Consider the following 20006-nt stretch of genomic DNA (forward strand, 5'->3'; position numbering starts at 1 on the left):
TAAGTGGGAAAAATCATGTCTTTACAATCAATGGCATTCTTCTGTCATAGTTTGCTTGCCTGTGTGTGTACAGCAGCTATGCAATACAGCCATGCTGAAAACGTTACCAGCTTTGAATCCGCTTTAGCAAAAGTACAAAGTTACCAGACTCAAGATCAGCTGTGGCAACAAGGCCAGCAGATTTCTGAATTGAATATCCAGCAAAGCCGGTTATGGCAGAATCCAAGTATAAGCATAGAGCAATCTGGCTTTGGCTCGGATCAAGAACAGGAATTCAATGTCGGTATTCGTCAACCACTAGATCTATTTGGTCAGCGTAAGCTGAATCAGGTGATTGCCAATACCTCGGATCAACAAATCCAATTGCAACAGCAATTATGGAAGGCGCAAAGCCAACTGATTGTTAGATTTGCATGGTCGCAATTTGCACTTGCTGAGGTTGAACAGTCTGCTTATTCAGTACAGTTAAAAACAAGTAAAGCCAATCTGGACAGTGCGCAGAAACGCTATCAGGCCGGCAGTATTGCACTGGTTGATTTTGAGCGCGCTCAAATTGAAGCGCTAGAATTCCAACGACTTTATCAGCAAGCGATGCTGAATCAACAATCCGCTGGTCGTCAGCTGTCTCATTTGTGGGGAGAAACGTCTTCACACCTTCAATTGAATAAAACCGCTATTCCTTGGCCAGAGCAAAGTCATCAAACTGTACAACGTTATATCGCTGAAGGGTGGCTAGAAAAACTGTATGCCTTGAATATTCAGCAATCGGATCATCAAATTGAAAATCTAAGAATACAGGCACGTCCCAATCCCAATTTAAATGTAGGCATGAAACGTAGCAAAACTCCCAATGAAAGTAACGATACGACTTTGGCAATGGGCGTGGATATTCCCCTGAATATTTTTAACCGCCAGCAATATGCGATCCCGATGGTCCAGCAACAGCAAATACTGCTGAACCAACAGCAGCAGCGTGAGCTGAAGCAACAAATACTCGATATTGCCAACAGCATGCATCAGCTCAAAGGTTTACGTAGCCAGTTCGATGCCACCACAGCACAACTTACATTGGCGACCAAAGTTCAGAGCCGTACTTTACAAGGTTTTCAGGCAGGAAAACTGTCAATTACCGACGTTCAGCAAGCAACCACTCAACTGCAGAATCTTCGATTGGGTCAATTACAAATTCTACGTCAGGCTTGGCAAACGACCCTCACAGCTGAAGCACTCAGTATTGGCACAAGTTATGAAGAAATTAGCCGTTCGGATGCCTATATACAACTGAATAAAAAGGTAGTCGAAGCATCACAAAACTTAATCAATGGGGGAGCACGATAAAATGAAAGCCAAGCAAAACGGAAAATTATCTCAGTCTCTCATGATCACGATTTTGATTATTATCACGATCTTGGTCAGTGTCACTATTTGGTTAAGTTCCAAAACAAATGAATCTGAGGGACATGGCCATGATGAGGGAAATGCTGAACATTCTGATGAAGAAAGTTCTGAAGAAGGACATGCTGAAGAAGGCGAAATACAACTGACCAGCCAACAAATGGTTGAACAAGGTTTAAAAGTTGCTGTTGCATCCACAGGATTGGTTGAAAAGCTCACGACCCTGCCAGGTAAATTGGTGGTGAATACCGATCAACAAGCGCATATCTCCCCTAACTTTAGTGGTCATGTTGAGCAGGTCAATGTGGCTTTAGGACAGAGCGTGCAAAAAGGGCAAACGCTGGCTGTACTGATCGTTCCTGAACTGATCGACCAACAGGCAACCTTGCGTATGGCACAGGCGAATCTGGATTTGGCCCGTCAAGATTACCAGCGCGAACAGCAACTCTGGTCACAGGGGATTTCTGCCAAACAGGATTACCAGCGTGCAGAAAGTGCCTACCGTCAAGCACAGATTACTGTCCAGTCCTCACAAGCACGTTTAAATGCATTAGGGGCGAGCGGCAATAACAATGGACGCTTTTTGATTCGAGCACCGATCTCCGGGGTGATCAGTCAAAAAGATATTGTGGTTGGTGAAAATGTGCAACTGGCTGATCAACTCTTTGTTATTGAGCAGCTGAAAGATTTATGGCTTGAGTTTAATTTGCCGAATCAATTCTCAGGTCAACTGCAAGCCGGACAAAAAATTGACTTTAAAGTGAATGATTCACAACAAACCTATAGGGCTATTGTACAAAGCTTAACCTCTCAGGCAGATGTACAAACAGGGCGTCTGGTGGTGCGTGCAAAACTCGATGCGCAAGCGGCTGAGTTGCGTCCTAATGTGTTGGTGAGGGTATTGATTTCGGAAGCTCCTACAAAATCAGCCCTACGGATTCAAAAGTCTGCGCTGCAAAGTATTGAAGGTGAAGACAGTATTTTCATCATAGATTCAGAACAAAAAGGCCAAGTCCGTTTGAAAGCACAGAAAGTGCAACTGGGGCAGGCTTCAAGTGATGGACAATGGCTTGAAGTGATTTCTGGGCTGACCGAAGGGCAGAAGTATATCGCTCAAGGCAGTTTCTTGCTCAAATCTGAATTAGAAAAAGACGAGGCAGGCCATGAGCATTAATTCTGATCTGCCGAAACCAGAAGGTTTATTCGAAAGAATCATTCATTTTTCCATACAAAATGCGATTTGGGTGATGCTCTTTGTCTGTACCTGGATTGCGGTCGGGGTGTATAGCTATCAGAAACTTCCAATTGATGCTGTACCCGACATTACCAATACTCAAGTCCAGATTAATACTCAAGCCAATGGTTTCACTGCGCTTGAGGTCGAACAGCGGATTACCTATCCTATTGAAAATGCCATGGCAGGCATTCCGAATCTGGAGCTTACCCGTTCCATATCCCGTTACGGACTCTCTCAAGTCACCATCGTCTTTAAAGATGGCACTGATATTTATTGGGCCCGTCAGCAGATTAACCAACGGGTACAGGAGGTGCAATCTGAGTTGCCTGCTCAAATCGCACCGACGATGTCACCCGTTTCAACTGGTCTGGGTGAGATTTATCAATGGGTACTGAAGGCAGATCCGAATGCGAAAAAGCCGGATGAAACTGCATACACGGCGATGGATTTGCGTGAGATTCAGGACTGGATTGTGCGTCCTCAACTGCAACGTGTTGAGGGGGTCGCAGAGGTCAACAGTATTGGTGGTTTTGAAAAAACCTATGTGGTCTCTCCTGATTTAAACCGGATGCAGCAACTGAATATCTCATTAGAACAACTGCAACAGGCTTTAGCACAAAATAATGAGAACCGAGGTGCAGGTTATATTGAAGCCAATGGTCAGCAACTGACGGTACGTATACCGGGTAAATTCAATGGTCTTTCTGATATTGAGAACACCATGCTGGGTAGCCCAAATGGCAGCCCAATTCGGGTTGGTGATATTGCGCAAGTCTCTATTGGGCATGATTTAAGAACCGGTGGCGCAACCTATAATGGTAAAGAAACCGTTTTAGGGATTGCCATGATGGCGATGGGTGGAAATAGCCGGACTGTTTCTAAAGCTGTGGATGCCAAGCTTCAAGATATTCAGAATAGTTTGCCTAAAGGGGTGGTGATTGAAACGGTGTACGACCGTACCACCTTGGTTGAGAAGGCGATTAAAACCGTTCAGAAAAACTTGGTAGAGGGAGCAATCCTGGTCATCATCATTCTGTTCCTGTTTTTAGGGAATATCCGTGCTGCCTTGATTACTGCCTGTGTCATTCCACTCTCTATGCTGTTTACCTTAACCGGGATGGCACAGAAAAATATCAGTGCCAATCTGATGAGTTTAGGTGCACTCGATTTCGGCATCATTGTCGATGGTGCTGTGGTGATTGTCGAAAACTGTATCCGGCGTTTAGCCCATGCACAGCAACTGTTAAAACGACCTCTCACACAAAATGAGCGCTTTAAGGAAGTTTTTCTGGCTGCCCGGCAAGCACGTCGTCCTCTTATTTTTGGTCAGCTTATTATTTTGGTGGTGTATTTACCAATTTTTGCTTTAAGTGGCGTAGAAGCAAAACTATTTCATCCGATGGCTTTAACCGTTGTTCTCGCACTGGTGGCAGCTATTATTTTATCGGTCACCTTTGTGCCTGCTGCGGTTGCTTTATGGGTTAAAGGGGAGATCAAAGAAACAGAAAGTCGCTGGATGATCTGGCTCAAAACCCGATATCAGCAGATACTGGATATGGCTTATCAATACAAGGCGGTGGTTTTAACTTTTGCCGCTTGTCTCCTGGTCATCACCGGTCTGCTCAGCACGAAAATTGGTAGTGAGTTTGCACCCCAGCTGAGTGAGGGTGATTTTGCGGTACAGCAATTACGCTCGCCAAGTACAGGACTAGAAGAATCATTACGTATGCAGGAAAATACCGAAAAGCTTTTACTGAAAAACTTTCCCGAAATTAAAGCTGTATTTGCCCGTACCGGGACTGCTGAAGTGGCGACAGATGTGATGCCACCGAATATTTCCGATGGTTATATCATGCTGAAACCAGGTGAGGAATGGCCAGATTCAAAAGAAAGCCTGGATGCACTTCGAACCCGAATGGAAGCTTATCTTGCGACAATTCCCGGCAATAATAGTGAGTTTTCTCAGCCTATTGAGCTACGTTTTAATGAACTGATTTCAGGGGTACGTAGTGATGTGGGGGTGAAGGTTTTTGGTGATGACATGCAGGTTTTGAATACTGAGGCTGCAAAAATCGCGAAAATCATTCAGCAAGTCGCAGGTAGCAGTGTGGTAAAAGTTGAACAAACTTCGGGTCTGCCTTTACTCAATGTAGAGATTGATAAAGCTTTAGCTGCCCAATATGGCTTGAGCGTGAAATCTATTCAGGATGTGGTGGCTGCAAGTATTGGTGGACAAAGCGTAGGAGAGATTCTAGAAGGCGATCGTCGTTTTGATTTTATTATTCGTTTGAGTGAGCAAAATCGAAGTGTTGCATCTGTTTCCCAGTTACCGATCCAGCTTCCAAATGGCGGCAGTATTTTATTGTCTGATATCGCACAAGTTTCTACCATTGAAGGCATTAATCAAGTCAGCCGAGAAAATGGTAAGCGCCGAGTTGTGGTCACAACGAATGTTGAAGGGCGTGATTTAGGCTCTTTTGTATCTGAGGTGCAGACACAGCTCAAAGCATACAATTTGCCAAGTGGCTATTGGATTGAATATGGCGGTCAGTTTGAAAATTTGGCTTCAGCTAAAGCACGGATGCAAATCGTGATTCCACTGGCTTTAATTACCATCTTTATTTTACTGATGGCGGTCTTTCACAATGTTAAAGAAAGTCTATTGGTCTTTACCGGGGTACCCTTTGCCTTGACCGGTGGTGTGGTATTTCTTTGGCTAAGGGATATACCATTATCGATGTCAGCTGGGATTGGTTTTATTGCCTTATCTGGTGTTGCAGTCCTCAATGGACTGGTGATGTTGACCTTCATTAAAGAATTAAGGGATAAATATCCAGTGCATGAAGCCGTGTGGCAGGGGGCTATTTTGCGCTTAAGACCAGTGTTGATGACAGCTTGCGTGGCTTCACTGGGCTTTGTACCGATGGCGCTGGCAACCGGAACAGGCGCTGAGGTTCAACGGCCACTGGCAACCGTAGTGATTGGCGGGATTCTTTCATCTACCTTGCTGACTTTAGTGCTTTTACCAGTACTGTATCGCTGGATGAACAGTCATCAAAAATACTCCAAATCAGAAACAAAATAATGCTCACAAAATGAAGTAAATAGACACAGGATGATCTTGAAAAGGATTATCTTGTGTCTGTCTAAGCAAAGAATGCCGAATAAGTGAATCATCTCAGGATGAGTGGAGTTGTTTTGGAGTATCTGAGAGGGGAGGAGAAATCATCATAAACTGTTTGACTTAGCAAAAACTTAACCTTAGGCTTTGCATCGCTTCAGGTGCTTCCTTAGAGAAGTGAAACTGGGAAGTTAGTGCACATTTGTGCAAGCTAACACTGCCCCCGCAACGGTGAATAGGGTATTAACTCAATATCCTTAAGTCCGGAGACCGGCCTAAAGCAGACCAAAATAATGCGGTGGGCGTTAATAGGGGATGTCTTAATTTGATTTGATCTTTTTCAATTTACTTTTGCGCGCCTATATCACTCTAGCATCATCCATTTCGATATCGCACGGGGCGTGTGTTCAGGTAAATTATGCTTATTTTTAAACTATTTTATTTTTATTCCTTTTTTTTGCCTATCTCCTTCAGCTGATTGAGCTGTTGAAATCTAATTCCTGACAGAAATATTTTATTGACTCAACGTCCTCGGTTGACCAAGTGATGTTCTGCCTCCCTCTATTTAAATAAATGCTGATCCATTCATGGCATTTATACGACAATGAATTAAAACAATGACCACAAGCAATACCACTCAAGCTGCTAAAACTCAGTATGCAGGTAATAAAGCAGAACATATCGGCAGCTTCTTAAGAGCGCTAAAATTAAAGAAGGCACGTTATGATTTTGCGGATCGTGTCATTTATGAAGAAACTTTGCGACAGGTTGAAAATGCAGAAATTGATAATCTGGTCGATATCCAGCTCGATCTCGATTGTTCAGTGATGACAGATGGTGATTTTCGCCGTGCCTGGTGGCATTTTGATTTCCTGGAACAGCTCGATGGAATTGAAGGCCATAAAATACGGGATGGCTTAAAATATAAAGATGTCATCAGTAAACCCTATGATGTTCGGGTTACTGACAAGATTTTCTTTAATGCAGATCACAACTGTTTAGCGCACTATCGCTATTTGCACCAAGCGATTGAAGGTTTTGCCACAGCCAAATATTGTCTGCCTAGTCCGAATATGATGCTGTATCCGTATCTGCGTAATAACCGTTATTATGCGGGTGACTTAGATGCCTATATCCAAGATTTGGGTCTATGTTTTCGAGAAGCAATAACTGCACTTTATGATCAGGGCTGCCGCTATATCCAGATCAATGACCAGTTTTTGGCATATCTGTGTGATGAACGCTATCGTACGCAGGAGCTTGAGCAGGGGATGAATCCGGTAGAACTGGCTGGCTGCTGTGTCAAAGCATTAAATATGGCCTTAGACAATAAGCCTGCTGATCTGTTTGTTGCCTTGCATATCGAACGTGGAAACTTTAGTTCGAGCTGGCTGTATCAGGGTGACTATGACTTTATTGCAGATCATGTTTTAAACGAACTTCAAAATATCGATCGCTATTTCCTGGAATTTGATACTGAGCGAGCGGGTGGTTTTGAACCTCTAGCCAAACTGCAGAGCGCGCAAGCAGAAGTGTTCTTAGGTTTGATCTCAACCAAAACTGAAAGGGTGGAAACCAGATCCGAGATCATAACTCGTATTCAAACTGCTTCTAACTTCCTGCCATTAGAGCGGTTAGGCCTGTGTCTTCAGAGTGGTTTTGCTTCGATGGAAGAAGGCAACAAGGTGTCCTACGATACCCAGTGGAAGAAAATCAAACTGATGAATGAAGTCGCGAAAGAGGTGTGGGGATAATTACCACTTAGGAGGCATCACTTCTGTCACCACTATTTACGGGTAGTGACAGGTAGTATTTCAATCTTTCTGGCCTATAATTCAGCTTGATTTCTTTTTAATCCTTTAGATCTCCTTTGTCTATGTCTCAATTATCTTCCTGTTTTCAGAACAACCAGTTTTGTATCCTGGTGGAATACCTTACTTCACTGAATGAGATTTTCCCTGTGAAAACTGAATTTGCCAGATATCCTGCAGTGATGACATTGGCAGACCGTGTCCATTCAGATCATGATGTGACACCGCTTGCAGCGAGCCAACAGTACCCCGATTCAGTCGACAAGGTTTTACATTTTGCCGGAAAAGGGCAGGATATTCAGGATTTTGAGTTATTCTTACAGCAAGCCAAAGCAGCGAAGATCAACAATCTTTTATTGCTGACAGGCGACAAGCTGAAAGAACATTGTCATGGAGAAGATGGATCACTACGCACCCGATACCTGGAGTCGGTCAATGCGGTGATGGCAGCCAAGCGTCATGGCGGATTTTATCTGGGGGTAACCTTTAATCCGTTTAAATATGCCGAAGCTGAGCGTGACGCACAATATTTAAAACTGCACAAGAAGCTTAAGGCAGGTGCGGATTTTATTATCACGCAATTGGGTTACGACATGAATGCTTTAAAACAAGCCAAGATATTTTTAAATCATCATCAGTACACGCAGAAAATACTCGCCTGTGTCATGCCCCTCAGTTTGGCGCGTGCCAATTTTATGGTGAAACATCAGGTCGCTGGCATCGTCATCACACCGCATATGCTGCAGGTGCTAACAGATGAAAAACAGACAGGACTGAACGAGCGGGTGTATTTGCGCTGTGCTTTACAGATGCTGATGTGCAAGCATCTTGGTTTTGCTGGCATTCATCTATCTGCCTGTCACAAGCCTGAAGAGCAGATGCTACTCGAAAGCTATATCGAGCAATATCGGCATCTAACTTTAGATGAACTTGAATCACTCTGGAATTCCCTCTGGCAAGTAAAGACTGGCAAAGAGTTTGTACCGGAATTGCCTTATTATTCCCGTCAACCGACATCCAGCCAGATCATTAAATATCAGCAACTGCATTTCATGCATGAGGCATTATTTGAATCCAAAATTGCTAAGGGTGTTGGACGTTTTATTTTTAGAGCCGCATGGTGGGAAAATACACCTGCAGCAAAAGCATTACTGAAGACTGAATATATCAGTAAGCACGGGGTAGTGGGCTGTGAAAGTTGTGGGCAATGCCGTTTGGGTGATACCTTATATATCTGCCCGGAAACCTGTCCGAAGGGTTTAGCCAATGGACCATGTGGCGGAACGACTTTGGATCGCTGTGAATTTGGTGATCGGGAATGCATTCACTCAGTTAAAGCCAGACTCGCCAAAGCGGTTGAACAAACCGAAGTCTTAAAAGAAAAACTGATTCCAACGGTGCCGATTGAGGTACGCGGAACCAGTTCTTGGAAAAATTGGTATGCAGCGACAGAAGCTTAAGTCTCATCTTTCATCGCATTGCAATAGAACTTCACGCCGTGTTTAATTCGATCACGGCCATTACTCATACGCCAACGGTTGGTATCGCGTAGTGAATAAACACAGCTACAATATTCCTGTTGGTAAAACTCTTATTGCTTACTAATCTCGAGCATACGAACAGCGCTACCATTTTTACGCCAGTTGTAATCCCAATAAGTAATACCTTCATAATGCGATGCAGAGCGATTGCCACAGTCATTAAGCTGCTGCATGTTTTTCCAACGGGAAATATTCAGTGAACTACTCATCAGGTTAAAGCCATGTTCTGCAACGTAAAGAGCTGTTCGTTCAAAGCGCATATCGAAACACATAGTGCAGCGAATGCCTTTTTCAGGTTCATTTTCCATGCCTTTGGCCCGTTCAAACCAATTATCTTTGTCATAGTCGCAGTCAATAAACGGAATATTGTGCTTCTCTGCAAAGCGAATATTTTCTTCCTTACGAATTTCATATTCTTTGACAGGGTGAATATTCGGATTATAGAAAAAGATCGAAAAGTCGATACCTGATTCGATCAGGGTTTCCATCACTTCACCTGAGCATGGGGCACAGCAGGAGTGAAGCAAAAGTTTTTCATGACCTTCTGAGAGAGTCAGTTTTTGACGTTCAAGTTTATTCGACATAATTATAGGGTTTAAATCTAAACCCTATATTTTAGTGATTTAAGCACGTCATGAAGCTTCGATATGCTGATATTTTCTAATACCAAGATGAGAAAAATTCAATTAGTCTTTTGCTTTTAGTGATTCGTCGCGAATTGATAAGTCAGCATTCCCAAAACCGTAAAGATCAACGAACCCACAACATGAATCGCAATGCTGGAAATGGCATATTCAAATTTTAATGCTTGTAATAACTCAACCACTTCTACAGAAAAGGTAGAGAATGTGGTCAATGCACCACAAAATCCAGTCACTAAAAACAGCTTATAGTTTGGAGTGATTGAACTGTTAGAGAAAAATGAAACTGCAAGTCCGATAATAAAAGCACCGACCAAGTTGACAATGAAAGTACCAAAGGGAATATGTTCAAACACACTGTTAAATTTTAAACTGATTCCCCAACGTAACCAGGCACCGAGTACAGAGCCAAGAGCAATTGAGAGAAGAGATAAATACATGGTAAAAGCGCTCCAAATAAAAAATAGAGCGCAAACCTACGCACTCTACCTGGAAAGAGAGTTACGTAGGCATCATCAGCCAGAATGGCGGTTTGTAGAAGGAGGAATACCATCTCCTTATATGCGCGCTATTTTATACTCGTGAATGGCATCGTCAAGTGATTCGTAATATTCGGGACTACAACCTCAGTTATTCAACAGGTAACTTGAGAGTAGTACCTTTTGCAACTGAATAAGCTTCTACATGGCCAGAAATATTGGCCTGATCATTAATATAATGCGTATGAAAATACTCATTTGGGTGAGTCACCACACTTTCACATTTTGGATCACTGTATAACCAATCAATTGTCCTCGAGCATCTGGTTGATTGAAAATACAGTTTATTTAATTAACTTTAAACCTTGTTTTTTAAGAGATAATTTTATTATTGGTGAGATCCTTTTGTAGTCAATACGAAGAGACTTATTTATAAAAACCAGCTTTAAAGTGAATTTTACTCATCTTTTATTGAATTTATATCGTTTTACTCATGTTTAAATTCAGGCTTTAATTGCCTCATACAGAAATTTAGCTTTTATTTAAAAAAATTTAGGGTACATCTCCATGAGTACAGCATTTCAATGTTCAATTAAACGCATTCGTTTTGATGAGAACTACGAGCCAGCAAACAATACACGTTTGACGACTAACTTTGCTAATTTGGCACGTGGTGAAAGCCGCCAAGAAAATCTTCGTCGCACTTTAGCAATGATCAATAACCGTTTTAATAGCTTGGCAACGGTCGACAATCCAAAAGGTGATCGTTATTCACTTGAAATCGATATCATCTCTGCGGAAATTGATATCGAAGGCAAGGGTCAAACTTTCCCATTCATTGAAACCTTAAAAAGTACCATTATCGATCATCATACTAATGAACGTATTGAAGGCATGATTGGCAACAGCTTTTCATCTTATGTGCGTGATTATGACTTTAGTGTGGTATTGCCATCACTGGGTTGCAAGTTCAATGAAAAGCCTGAAGACTTTGGTGATCTACACGGCAAGTTGTATCAACATCTTGTAAATTCAGAAGCCTTTAAAGCTGAATTTAACAAACAGCCTGTGATTTGTTTAAGTGTTTCAACGACTAAAACTTATTACCGCACTGCCAATGTTCACCCGATTTTAGGTGTGGAATATACTAATGAAGACTATTCACGTACCGATGAATACTTCGCAAAAATGGGTTTAAGCGTTCGTTATTTCAAACCTGAAAATGGCAATGCACCTTTAGCATTCTACTGTGCAGGTGACTTATTACGTGATTACACTGATTTCGAATTGATCAGCGCGATCAGCACCATGGAAAGCTTCCAAAGAATCTATCGTCCTGAAATTTATAATACCAATTCACCTGCAGGTGTGGTGTATCAGCCAAGCTTGAGCTATGGGGATTATTCATTGACTCGTATTGTCTATGACCGTGTTGAACGTGGTGAATTGGCTGTGAAACAAGGTAAATGGACAGAAGAAAACTTCATCAAACCATATAAAGACATCCTTGATGAATGGGCTGCTAACTTCACTGTAGCCAATGCTCAGCAAAATCAAGCTGCCTAATACACCAAATAGATTCACGAAATTTTATAAAGAAGATTAAACATGGCACTTGTACAACCAAAAATGTTACTCCCAACCTCAACTGCTGGCAGCTTACCGAAACCTTCTTGGCTCGCTGAACCTGAAAAACTTTGGTCAGCTTGGAAACTTGAAGGCGAAGAGTTGCTTGAAGCGAAACGTGATGCCTTAAAGTTGTCTCTACATGAGCAACGTCAAGCAGGGATCGATATCGTAAGTGATGGTGAACAAACCCGTCAGCACTTCGTGACGACCTTCATCGAGCATCTTGAAGGTGTGGACTTTGAAAAGCGTGAAACCATGCGTATCCGTAACCGTTATGATGCCAGCGTGCCATCAGTGGTGGGTGAAGTTTCGCGTAAACAATCTGTGTTCGTAGAGGATGCGAAATTCTTGCGTAGCCAAACCAATCAACCGATCAAATGGGCGTTACCTGGTCCGATGACTATGATTGACACGCTTTATGATGGTCATTATAAGAGCCGTGAAAAATTGGCGTGGGAATTTGCCAAAATTTTGAACCAAGAAGCGCTTGAGTTAGAGGCGGCAGGAGTGGATATCATTCAGTTTGATGAACCTGCCTTTAACGTGTTCTTTGATGAAGTGAATGATTGGGGCGTGGCGACTTTAGAACGTGCGCTTGAAGGGCTGAAATGTGAAACTGCGGTACACATTTGCTACGGTTATGGCATTAAAGCCAATACCGATTGGAAAAAGACTTTAGGTAATGAATGGCGTCAATACGAGCAAGCATTCCCGAAATTGCAGCAATCAAAGCTAGATATCATTTCGCTTGAGTGTCAAAACTCACGTGTACCGATGGATTTGATTGAACTGATTCGTGGCAAAAAAGTCATGGTTGGGGCGATTGATGTGGCGACCAACCAAATCGAAACCCCTGAAGAAGTCGCAAATACACTGCGCAAAGCGTTGCAATTTGTTGATGCGGACAAGCTTTATCCATCAACCAACTGTGGTATGACACCTTTATCTCGTCAAGTCGCTCGCGGCAAACTCGAAGCACTGAGCGCAGGTGCTGCGATTGTTCGTCAAGAACTGACCGCTTAATTCTAAGCTGTCTCAATAAGGGCAGGGTGGATGATATATCAAATCATCCATTTCCCTGACTTGAGTAAGAGACAAAGCATATACACATGTGAGATAGAAGAGATGATTGAAGCAACCGACTTTAGAAATGCAATGTCCTTGTTAACGACTGCTGTGAATGTAATTACAACACAAGGTACAGCAGGAATGCATGGTTTTACGGCATCTGCTGTATGTAGTGTGTCCGATACACCGCCGACATTACTGGTTTGCATGAATCAATCATCTCGCTCACATGCACATTTTATTGAAAATAAAGTTCTGTCTGTGAATGTACTCAGCACACAGCATGAACAGATCTCAAATGTATTTGCATCGAGCAAATTCAGTTCGGAACAGCGCTTTCAATTAGGTGCTTGGACAACACTAAAAACAGGTTCTCCGATTCTCGAAGATGCACTTGTTAGTTTTGATTGCCAAATTGAAGAGATTCAAAACGTGGGCACGCATAGTATATTTTTATGTCGTGTCGTAGCAATTAAGCAAAGTCAGCAAGAAGAAAGCCTAGTTTATTTTAACCGTGCTTATCATCAAGTCGGTCAACTCGAACTCGCTTAATTACTCATTGCTTCAATATTCCATTCTTTAAAAGTCAGTATATCGTGGAACTTATTATTTTTTTAATCATCGGGGCATTTGCTGGATTTGCAGCAGGTCTCTTCGGTGTCGGGGGTGGCACCATTATCGTCCCACTCTTGTTTATCGTCTTTACCCAAATGGATTACAGTTCTGATGTCATCATGCATTTGGCATTAGGGACCTCATTAGCGACCATCATTGTCACATCGATTAGCTCATTGATGGCACACCATAAAAATGGTGCGGTGATGTGGCCGGTATTTAAAAACCTGGCGCCACCAATGGCGATCGGCTGTTTTGCCGGAGCAGCCATTGCAGGATGGCTTTCAGGAATACATCTTCAACTCATTGTTGGTTTATTCTTGATTTGGGTAGCATATACCATGTTTACTGGTGCTAAAAAGGCAGTCGATTCAACAAAATCTTTGCCTTCAACAGGTAAACAAATTGCTGCAGGTTCTGTGATTGGTGTGGCTTCAGCCATTTTTGGGATTGGCGGTGGTAGTGTCACTGTGCCATATCTCACCCGTTATGGTGTGGTGATGCAAAAGGCGGTCGGAACATCGGCTGCATGTGGTCTACCGATTGCCATTGCAGGTGCTTTGGGCTTTATGATTTTTGGGATGAAAGCACATGCGGCTGTTCCCAATAGTATAGGCTATGTACATACTTATGCATTCTTAGGCATCAGCCTCATGAGTTTCTTTACAGCAAAGTTAGGTGCAAAAGCAGCGCATGCGCTATCACCGCAAATGCTGAAAAAATGTTTCTCAGTATTATTAGTCATTGTGGGGTGTTTTTTCCTTTTCAAAGGTTTGATCTGAAATCAACTAATTCTCTCTTGATATTGAATAGCCTGCTCAATGTAGGCTTTTAACTGTAGATCTTATTGAATCCCTATCGGGGTAATTATATTTAGCTTAAATGGTAATCCCGCTAAAAATAATAGGATCTAAAAGGAGAATTTGGTACAGCTATATACCCATACATCTAGCACTAGAGATCAAGCTATCACTCAAGCTGATCTAAATAAAATACCTAATACAACTTGATAGGGTTTAAACCCTTCTAGTACAGAGTCGGAAACCAACTGAATAAAAGCCATCGTACAATAAGGTCTTCTTGTAAGTCTTTTACAATTGCAAGAGATGGCGGGCGATGCTGCTCTAACTTATTTTTAAATTATCAATGATTTCAAACAGGACCATATTGCTTAAGTAGATTCCACTTAAAAATTTATTTGTACGGTTGTTTTTATGGCAACTTTTTTAAATTTAATGATATAAATACAGTAATTATAATTTTAAAAGTCAGTATTAAGGTAGAGCGAATGAGGGGCAGGCTTAGGGCCTGCCCTGATTATCTGTCTCTATTCACAGACAAAATTTGCCATCAAAATAGGCTTTCCTCCAACCGTCTATTTTGATTTTTTGAAATAAGCCACCAATGAAAAAAGGATCTTGTTCAATAAATTTTTGAGCAGCTTCTCGTGTATCTACATCAATGATATAGACTCCACCTCCTAAGTCTTGACCATGATCATCCAGTTTTGCACCACAGGATAAAAGCAATTTAAGGTTTTGATTTAAATAATTTAAATGCTCTTGTCGTAATTTTTTTCTAAGAGGCTGGTGATCTATTTTGTCCCAAGTTTCTATAACATAAGGCATTTTGATTTTCTCACAGATAAAGTTTTATTAGAATGAAAATGGATATTCAAGAATTAAACGGAATTCATCAATATTCCCATATCTATAGCCTGTAGTTGACCTATGAGTGGCTTGACGAAGACGCACATCAAGATCTTTTGCAAAGCCTTGCTTAACTTTGTAGCGTAATTCGATATCTCTTTCCCAATGTTTATTCTCAATATTTTGATCGTAAATATGACGTTTGGTATACAGTTTGTTATCACTACCCGTATTATCCATATCCCAGCCATATAGATAGCGCGTCATAAAAGAAAGACCTTCGATTCCATAAGGTGAGAAGTCAATTTCATATTTCACTTGAGCTGATTTTTCTTTGGCTTCCGTAAATGTTGCAAACTGTACACTATTAGGAATAGTGGCAATCCCGCCGTTATTTCTAAATCCAATCCAGTCAAAAGGTTCATCACCTAAAACTTGTTGGTACGCTAAACTGAAATTATGGTTGGATAGTTTATAGCTGCCTGTCAAGGAAACCAGACCGGTACTGATATTTCCGCCCGTGGCATCACCAGTATCTCGGTTAATGTAGTTATTGGTTTGTAGATTGAAACCTGATTGGGCATCAATTTGATGTTTATATTTTGCCCCTACATAATATTGCATCCAGACATTTTCTAATTCAGACACATACAGCGATGTTTCAATATTATTGAGTTTATATGTTCCACCTAAATAGCTGACAGAATCAGCCTGAATTCCATTGTTATAATCCGTATTGAAATAGTTGAGACGGTCAGTTGAATCAACAGGACTCATTTGAGTGAAATAACCAAAATCTAAATTGAGATGATCAAAGCTATTATCTTTTATCGATAAACCCGTCGACATAGAGGGAAGCAGGCGAGAATAGTTAGTACCAACAATCGGATTATTCGGAAATTGATTACCGAGCAAAGCTTCGGTTTTATTATATTTTGCCCGTAAGGCACCACCGAATTCAGCAGTCGCTGATTTCGGTTTGCCATTTGAGTCCACTTCTAAGTTGTTTGTACCGGTTCGATATCCATCACTATCGAGTTTTAAAGCAACCAGGGCATAGCCATTCAAGCCAAATTGGATGGACGTATCTGTCCAGCCTGTTTCCATATTGGCAATAAAACCTTGGGTCCATTCTTCGCGGTAACCTTTACGTTCAGATACAGGTAATTGAGCATTTTGACCTGCAGAGTTGTATTCGCCTTTACGAAAGTCACGATTGAAATAATAGTTTTTTGCGAGCACATTAAATTTTGTGTCATCAATAAAATCAGCATTGGCCGTGTTGATGCTGGTTATGGATAGGCAAAGCGTCCCCATAACCAGTAAATTTTTATTTACTGGTTTTTTCATTTTTAAAAATCCTTTTAGGTATTACAAACTATTATCTAGAAAGCTGAAGCGGTGAATTAAACGCGAGCCCATGTGTCTGAAGGTTCAAAGATAAATCCATTATCTTGTTTACGAATATAACCACAGTAGGGATCACCAAAATGTACAGGCAAGAGTAAAGCTTCACGGCTCACGGCGCGCTCTAGACATTCAAGTCGAGTTTTTCGCGCGATATCTGGCCAGATGCAATAGCCTGAATTGATTTCGGGGCGAACAATTTGGAGCGGACTATGGAATACGTCGCCACAAAAAATCGCCTCTTCTCCTTGGGAGCTGACACGGAAAGTGACTTGTCCGGGGCTGTGACCGGGTGCAGGTTCAACCACTAAACAATCGGCAATTTCAGTATGAGGCTGAATAAATTCAACCAAGCCTTCGTTATAGACAGGCATCACGCTATCAAAGAAAGAGTCGCCAAAAACATCAATCACGCCGGGTTCTTTATTTTTACCCTGATGACAGAAATCAAAGTCCTCTTTAGGTAAATAATACTTGGCATTCGGGAAAGTCGGTGTCCAGCGGTTGTCTTTCCAGATGGTATTCCAGCCAACATGATCAGAATGTAAATGGGTAATCACCACATGAGTTACTTTTTCAGGAGGTGCGCCAGCAGCAGTCATCCATTCAGTAATCAAATTATTCAGCATATGCATACGCGGAATTTCTGGGCGCTGTTTGAAATTACCAACACCGGTATCAATCACAATAATATTATTGCCCGCATGAACCACCCAAAATTGAATGCTGACAATGAGGCGATTCATTTGTGGAATCCAATGATGCGGTGCCAGCATATCTTTATGATCTTCTAATAGACTCTGATCTGCTGTCGGAAATAAAAATTTTGGATCATGGCTCGGGCCAGCATATTCATGGATACGGGTTACTTTTACTTCACCAATCATTCTTGATTCAATCATGAGTCACTCCTTAACAAATATTCTTTAATTTAGTACTTAAACACGTTCAAACAGGGCAGCTAAGCCTTGTCCACCACCAATACACATTGTTTCTAAACCATAACGTGCATTACGGCGTTTCATCTCATGTACTAAAGATGTCATGATGCGAAGTCCTGTGGCGCCAATAGGATGACCCAGAGAAATTCCTGAACCGTTCACATTAATATTAGAAGTATCGCTAATATTTAAACCTTTAATCACTGCTAAAGCTTGAGCTGCAAAGGCTTCATTAATTTCGATCAGATCAATTTCTTCAAGGGACATATCTAGTTTTTTAAGTAGTTTATTCACCGCAGGCACAGGACCAATACCCATTCGACTTGGATCACAACCTGCTGCGCTCCAGCCTGTAATTTTGGCAATCGGTTGCAAATGATGCTTTTCTAAATACTCACGGCTGACAATGAGGCAACCTGCTGCAGCATCATTCTGTTGGCTTGAATTGCCTGCTGTGGTGACGCCATTTGGCAATAGGGTTTTCAGTTTGGCTAGACTTTCAAGAGTACTATTTGCACGAATACCTTCATCAAAAGCGATGGTTTTGATTTCTTTTTTAGATTTCACTTCAAGCGGAATCACTTCATCTTTAAATTTACCTGCATCCCAGGCTTGCTGTGCTTTTTGATGACTTTGTAGCGCAAAAGCATCACATTCTTCACGACCAATATTATAGTCTCGGGACAGATTGTCGGCAGTTTCAGGCATACCTGAAATTACACCAAAACGTTCAACTGGTTGAGATCTTTCACGCCCACGTTCCAGTCGGTCAAACATGGTCACGTTCCCTGCACGACTTCCCCAGCGCATATTGGTGGAGTAATATTCAATATTACTCATGCTTTCCACACCCACCACCATAATCGCTTCAGCATTTCCGGATTGAATGGTCATGGCTGCATTAATAAGTGCTTGCAAACCTGAGCCACAACGACGATCTAATGTATAGCCGGGTACTTCAATTGGAAGTCCTGCGGCCAAAGCCGCGTAGCGTCCAATACAGGGCGCCTCACTGGATGAATAAGACTGGGCAATAATGACTTCATCTAAGGTGTGGGTATCTAAGCCGGTTTTCTCTATGATGGATTGAATCACTTTGACAGCGAGGTCGACCGCAGTTAAAGAGGCAAGTGCGCCACCAAATTTACCAATCGGGGTACGTAGCGGACTGACGATATAAGCGTCTTTCATTTCAATTCCTTTTAAACTAGTTTTAGATCGATGGCTTGCTGCTCAAGTTCTGCTTGAAAATCAGGGGCTGCAATGGATATCATTTTTTCAACACGCTGCGACAGGCTTAAACCACGTAAGTCTGCAATGCCATATTCAGTCACAATCAGCCCGGCATCACTGCGCGGTGTAGACACGGGGCCTTGTAGCTTGCTTACGATACGACTAAAACTTTTTCCAGAAGCAGGCAGGGCAATAATTGAAACGCCCCCATGAGACTGATTGGCGGCACGAATAAAGTCCAAAGCTCCACCTACAGCGCCCACATAGGTTTTATTGGCAATCTCAGCATTTACCTGACCTGTTAAATCAACTTCAATTGCCGAGTTGATCGCAATAAACTGTTGAATGGCAGCAAGAGTCGCAGCATGATGGGTATATTCGGTTGAACGCAGTTCAATGCCTGAATTTTGATGAACAAATTGATGTAGTTTAGAAGAACCCACAATTAAACCTGTGATGGTTTTTCCAGGATCAATACTTTTTTTCTGATTGGTAATCACCCCTTTTTGCATCAATTCGGCAACACCATCACCAATAATGCCGGAATGAATACCTAAATGCTGATGTTGATCCAAAGCCTGCATAATAGCCTCGGGAATAGAGCCGATTCCAAGTTGTAAAGTTGAATGATCGGGGATGCAAGAGGCAACATTTTGAGCAATTTTTTGAGTGGTTGCTGAATAATCAGCACTGTGTTGTGCTTCGATTTTCCGGTCGGTATACACCATCACATCAAAATCAGCCTCAGTTAAATATTGATCCGAATACACCCAAGGTGCTTGCCGATTGACTTCCGCAATCACAATTCGAGCATGTCGAAGGGCAGATTTTAAATAATCTTGTGCCAAGCTATAACTATATTGTCCTTGAGCATTTGCTGCTGAAACCTGAATCAATACAACATCTAGTTTAAGCTGTTGATCTTCGATTAAACGGGGAAGTTGCGAATAATGCACAGGCACAATATCTAAAACCTGATGTTGTGCAAGGGTCCGATTATGTCCTGCACCACAATAGCTCAGATATTCAACATGTTCGGAGTATTCAGGTAGGCAAGTAGGAAACTGGCTAATGCCTAAAAAAACTTTAAATTTCCCAATTTTTTTACGATTTTGAATTAAATTTTGAGTAAGCGTGATGGGTTCAGCTTGAGCTTGGCCCCATACCACGCGATCACCATGTCGAACATAGCTGGATAAATCAAGCTGAGAAATATCGTATATCTTTTCCATGATGACC

Annotated in this window: 15 protein-coding genes, 2 pseudogenes and 2 riboswitches; of the genes and pseudogenes, 9 read left to right on the top strand and 8 right to left on the bottom strand. The window is 41.9% G+C overall.

The genetic code is table 11. The features are described 5' to 3' along the window. Nucleotides 1-15: 15 nt before the first annotated feature. From AC3CAU_RS13460 to AC3CAU_RS13480, 5 genes are all read left to right on the top strand, one after another. The gene (locus AC3CAU_RS13460) at nt 16-1338 is read left to right on the top strand and encodes a TolC family protein (RefSeq protein WP_447053522.1); all 1323 of its coding nucleotides are present in this window, start codon (nt 16-18) and stop codon (nt 1336-1338) included. 1 nt (nt 1339) lies between these two features. Then, the gene (locus AC3CAU_RS13465) at nt 1340-2569 is read left to right on the top strand and encodes an efflux RND transporter periplasmic adaptor subunit (RefSeq protein WP_447053521.1); all 1230 of its coding nucleotides are present in this window, start codon (nt 1340-1342) and stop codon (nt 2567-2569) included. Beyond that, nucleotides 2559-5717: an efflux RND transporter permease subunit gene (locus tag AC3CAU_RS13470; protein WP_447053520.1), complete on the top strand. Its 3159-nt coding sequence runs from the start codon at nt 2559-2561 to the stop codon at nt 5715-5717. The genes AC3CAU_RS13465 and AC3CAU_RS13470 overlap by 11 nt, the downstream gene beginning before the upstream one ends. Before the next feature lie 178 nt (nt 5718-5895). Continuing rightward, a riboswitch (cobalamin riboswitch) is annotated at nt 5896-6046 on the top strand. Nucleotides 6047-6370: 324 nt separating this feature from the next. Then, complete coding sequence (locus AC3CAU_RS13475; protein WP_131214083.1) at nt 6371-7507, top strand: 5-methyltetrahydropteroyltriglutamate--homocysteine S-methyltransferase; 1137 nt, start codon at nt 6371-6373, stop codon at nt 7505-7507. A 122-nt stretch (nt 7508-7629) separates the two neighbouring features. Continuing rightward, on the top strand, nt 7630-9024 hold the full coding sequence (locus AC3CAU_RS13480; RefSeq protein ID WP_447053519.1) for a methylenetetrahydrofolate reductase C-terminal domain-containing protein: 1395 nt from the start codon (nt 7630-7632) through the stop codon (nt 9022-9024). On the opposite strand, the pseudogene AC3CAU_RS13485 reads toward AC3CAU_RS13480, so the two are convergent. Together AC3CAU_RS13485 and crcB are read right to left on the bottom strand one after the other, a co-directional pair. Next, nucleotides 9021-9689: pseudogene (locus tag AC3CAU_RS13485) on the bottom strand (epoxyqueuosine reductase QueH). The gene AC3CAU_RS13480 and the pseudogene AC3CAU_RS13485 sit on opposite strands and share 4 nt — an antisense overlap. Before the next feature lie 116 nt (nt 9690-9805). Continuing rightward, complete coding sequence (gene crcB / locus AC3CAU_RS13490) at nt 9806-10186, bottom strand: fluoride efflux transporter CrcB (RefSeq protein WP_424620304.1); 381 nt, start codon at nt 10184-10186, stop codon at nt 9806-9808. 59 nt (nt 10187-10245) lie between these two features. Next, nucleotides 10246-10312, bottom strand: a riboswitch (Fluoride riboswitch). A gap of 480 nt (nt 10313-10792) precedes the next feature. On the opposite strand from crcB, the gene AC3CAU_RS13495 reads away from it, so the two are divergent. The 4 genes from AC3CAU_RS13495 to AC3CAU_RS13510 all read left to right on the top strand — a co-directional run bounded on the left by AC3CAU_RS13495 (nt 10793) and on the right by AC3CAU_RS13510 (nt 14319). Then, nucleotides 10793-11791, top strand: coding sequence for a putative oxygenase MesX (locus tag AC3CAU_RS13495; protein WP_424620306.1), 999 nt, complete (start codon nt 10793-10795; stop codon nt 11789-11791). A 42-nt stretch (nt 11792-11833) separates the two neighbouring features. Further along, a complete protein-coding gene (locus tag AC3CAU_RS13500; RefSeq protein WP_131214077.1) occupies nt 11834-12877 on the top strand; it encodes a methionine synthase in 1044 nt (347 codons plus the stop codon). Between the two features lie 102 nt (nt 12878-12979). Continuing rightward, a complete protein-coding gene (locus AC3CAU_RS13505) occupies nt 12980-13474 on the top strand; it encodes a flavin reductase (RefSeq protein ID WP_447053517.1) in 495 nt (164 codons plus the stop codon). A gap of 44 nt (nt 13475-13518) precedes the next feature. Then, nucleotides 13519-14319: a sulfite exporter TauE/SafE family protein gene (locus tag AC3CAU_RS13510; RefSeq protein WP_447053516.1), complete on the top strand. Its 801-nt coding sequence runs from the start codon at nt 13519-13521 to the stop codon at nt 14317-14319. 265 nt (nt 14320-14584) lie between these two features. On the opposite strand, the pseudogene AC3CAU_RS13515 reads toward AC3CAU_RS13510, so the two are convergent. The 6 genes and pseudogenes from AC3CAU_RS13515 to AC3CAU_RS13540 form a co-directional block, all read right to left on the bottom strand. Further along, nucleotides 14585-14697 (bottom strand): annotated as a pseudogene (locus tag AC3CAU_RS13515) (Fic family protein); the annotation flags it as partial. Between the two features lie 171 nt (nt 14698-14868). Continuing rightward, nucleotides 14869-15165, bottom strand: a complete 297-nt coding sequence (locus AC3CAU_RS13520; protein WP_447053515.1) for a YciI family protein — start codon at nt 15163-15165, stop codon at nt 14869-14871. Nucleotides 15166-15192: 27 nt separating this feature from the next. Next, nucleotides 15193-16536, bottom strand: a complete 1344-nt coding sequence (locus tag AC3CAU_RS13525) for an OprD family outer membrane porin (protein WP_447053514.1) — start codon at nt 16534-16536, stop codon at nt 15193-15195. 56 nt (nt 16537-16592) lie between these two features. Continuing rightward, the gene (locus AC3CAU_RS13530) at nt 16593-17495 is read right to left on the bottom strand and encodes an MBL fold metallo-hydrolase (protein ID WP_447053513.1); all 903 of its coding nucleotides are present in this window, start codon (nt 17493-17495) and stop codon (nt 16593-16595) included. Nucleotides 17496-17531: 36 nt separating this feature from the next. Beyond that, the gene (locus AC3CAU_RS13535) at nt 17532-18725 is read right to left on the bottom strand and encodes an acetyl-CoA C-acetyltransferase (protein ID WP_447053512.1); all 1194 of its coding nucleotides are present in this window, start codon (nt 18723-18725) and stop codon (nt 17532-17534) included. Nucleotides 18726-18736: 11 nt separating this feature from the next. Then, a complete protein-coding gene (locus AC3CAU_RS13540; protein ID WP_447053511.1) occupies nt 18737-19999 on the bottom strand; it encodes an acetyl-CoA hydrolase/transferase family protein in 1263 nt (420 codons plus the stop codon). Between the last annotated feature and the right edge of the window lie 7 nt (nt 20000-20006).

This window comes from Acinetobacter sp. GG23 (assembly GCF_057766365.1).

Coding starts and splice junctions, on each gene's coding strand:
- AC3CAU_RS13460 (WP_447053522.1), top strand. CDS start 16: ATGTCTTTACAATCAATGGCATTCTTCTGTCATAGTTTGCTTGCCTGT.
- AC3CAU_RS13465 (WP_447053521.1), top strand. CDS start 1,340: ATGAAAGCCAAGCAAAACGGAAAATTATCTCAGTCTCTCATGATCACG.
- AC3CAU_RS13470 (WP_447053520.1), top strand. CDS start 2,559: ATGAGCATTAATTCTGATCTGCCGAAACCAGAAGGTTTATTCGAAAGA.
- AC3CAU_RS13475 (WP_131214083.1), top strand. CDS start 6,371: ATGACCACAAGCAATACCACTCAAGCTGCTAAAACTCAGTATGCAGGT.
- AC3CAU_RS13480 (WP_447053519.1), top strand. CDS start 7,630: ATGTCTCAATTATCTTCCTGTTTTCAGAACAACCAGTTTTGTATCCTG.
- crcB (WP_424620304.1), bottom strand. CDS start 10,186: ATGTATTTATCTCTTCTCTCAATTGCTCTTGGCTCTGTACTCGGTGCC.
- AC3CAU_RS13495 (WP_424620306.1), top strand. CDS start 10,793: ATGAGTACAGCATTTCAATGTTCAATTAAACGCATTCGTTTTGATGAG.
- AC3CAU_RS13500 (WP_131214077.1), top strand. CDS start 11,834: ATGGCACTTGTACAACCAAAAATGTTACTCCCAACCTCAACTGCTGGC.
- AC3CAU_RS13505 (WP_447053517.1), top strand. CDS start 12,980: ATGATTGAAGCAACCGACTTTAGAAATGCAATGTCCTTGTTAACGACT.
- AC3CAU_RS13520 (WP_447053515.1), bottom strand. CDS start 15,165: ATGCCTTATGTTATAGAAACTTGGGACAAAATAGATCACCAGCCTCTT.
- AC3CAU_RS13525 (WP_447053514.1), bottom strand. CDS start 16,536: ATGAAAAAACCAGTAAATAAAAATTTACTGGTTATGGGGACGCTTTGC.
- AC3CAU_RS13530 (WP_447053513.1), bottom strand. CDS start 17,495: ATGATTGAATCAAGAATGATTGGTGAAGTAAAAGTAACCCGTATCCAT.
- AC3CAU_RS13535 (WP_447053512.1), bottom strand. CDS start 18,725: ATGAAAGACGCTTATATCGTCAGTCCGCTACGTACCCCGATTGGTAAA.
- AC3CAU_RS13540 (WP_447053511.1), bottom strand. CDS start 19,999: ATGGAAAAGATATACGATATTTCTCAGCTTGATTTATCCAGCTATGTT.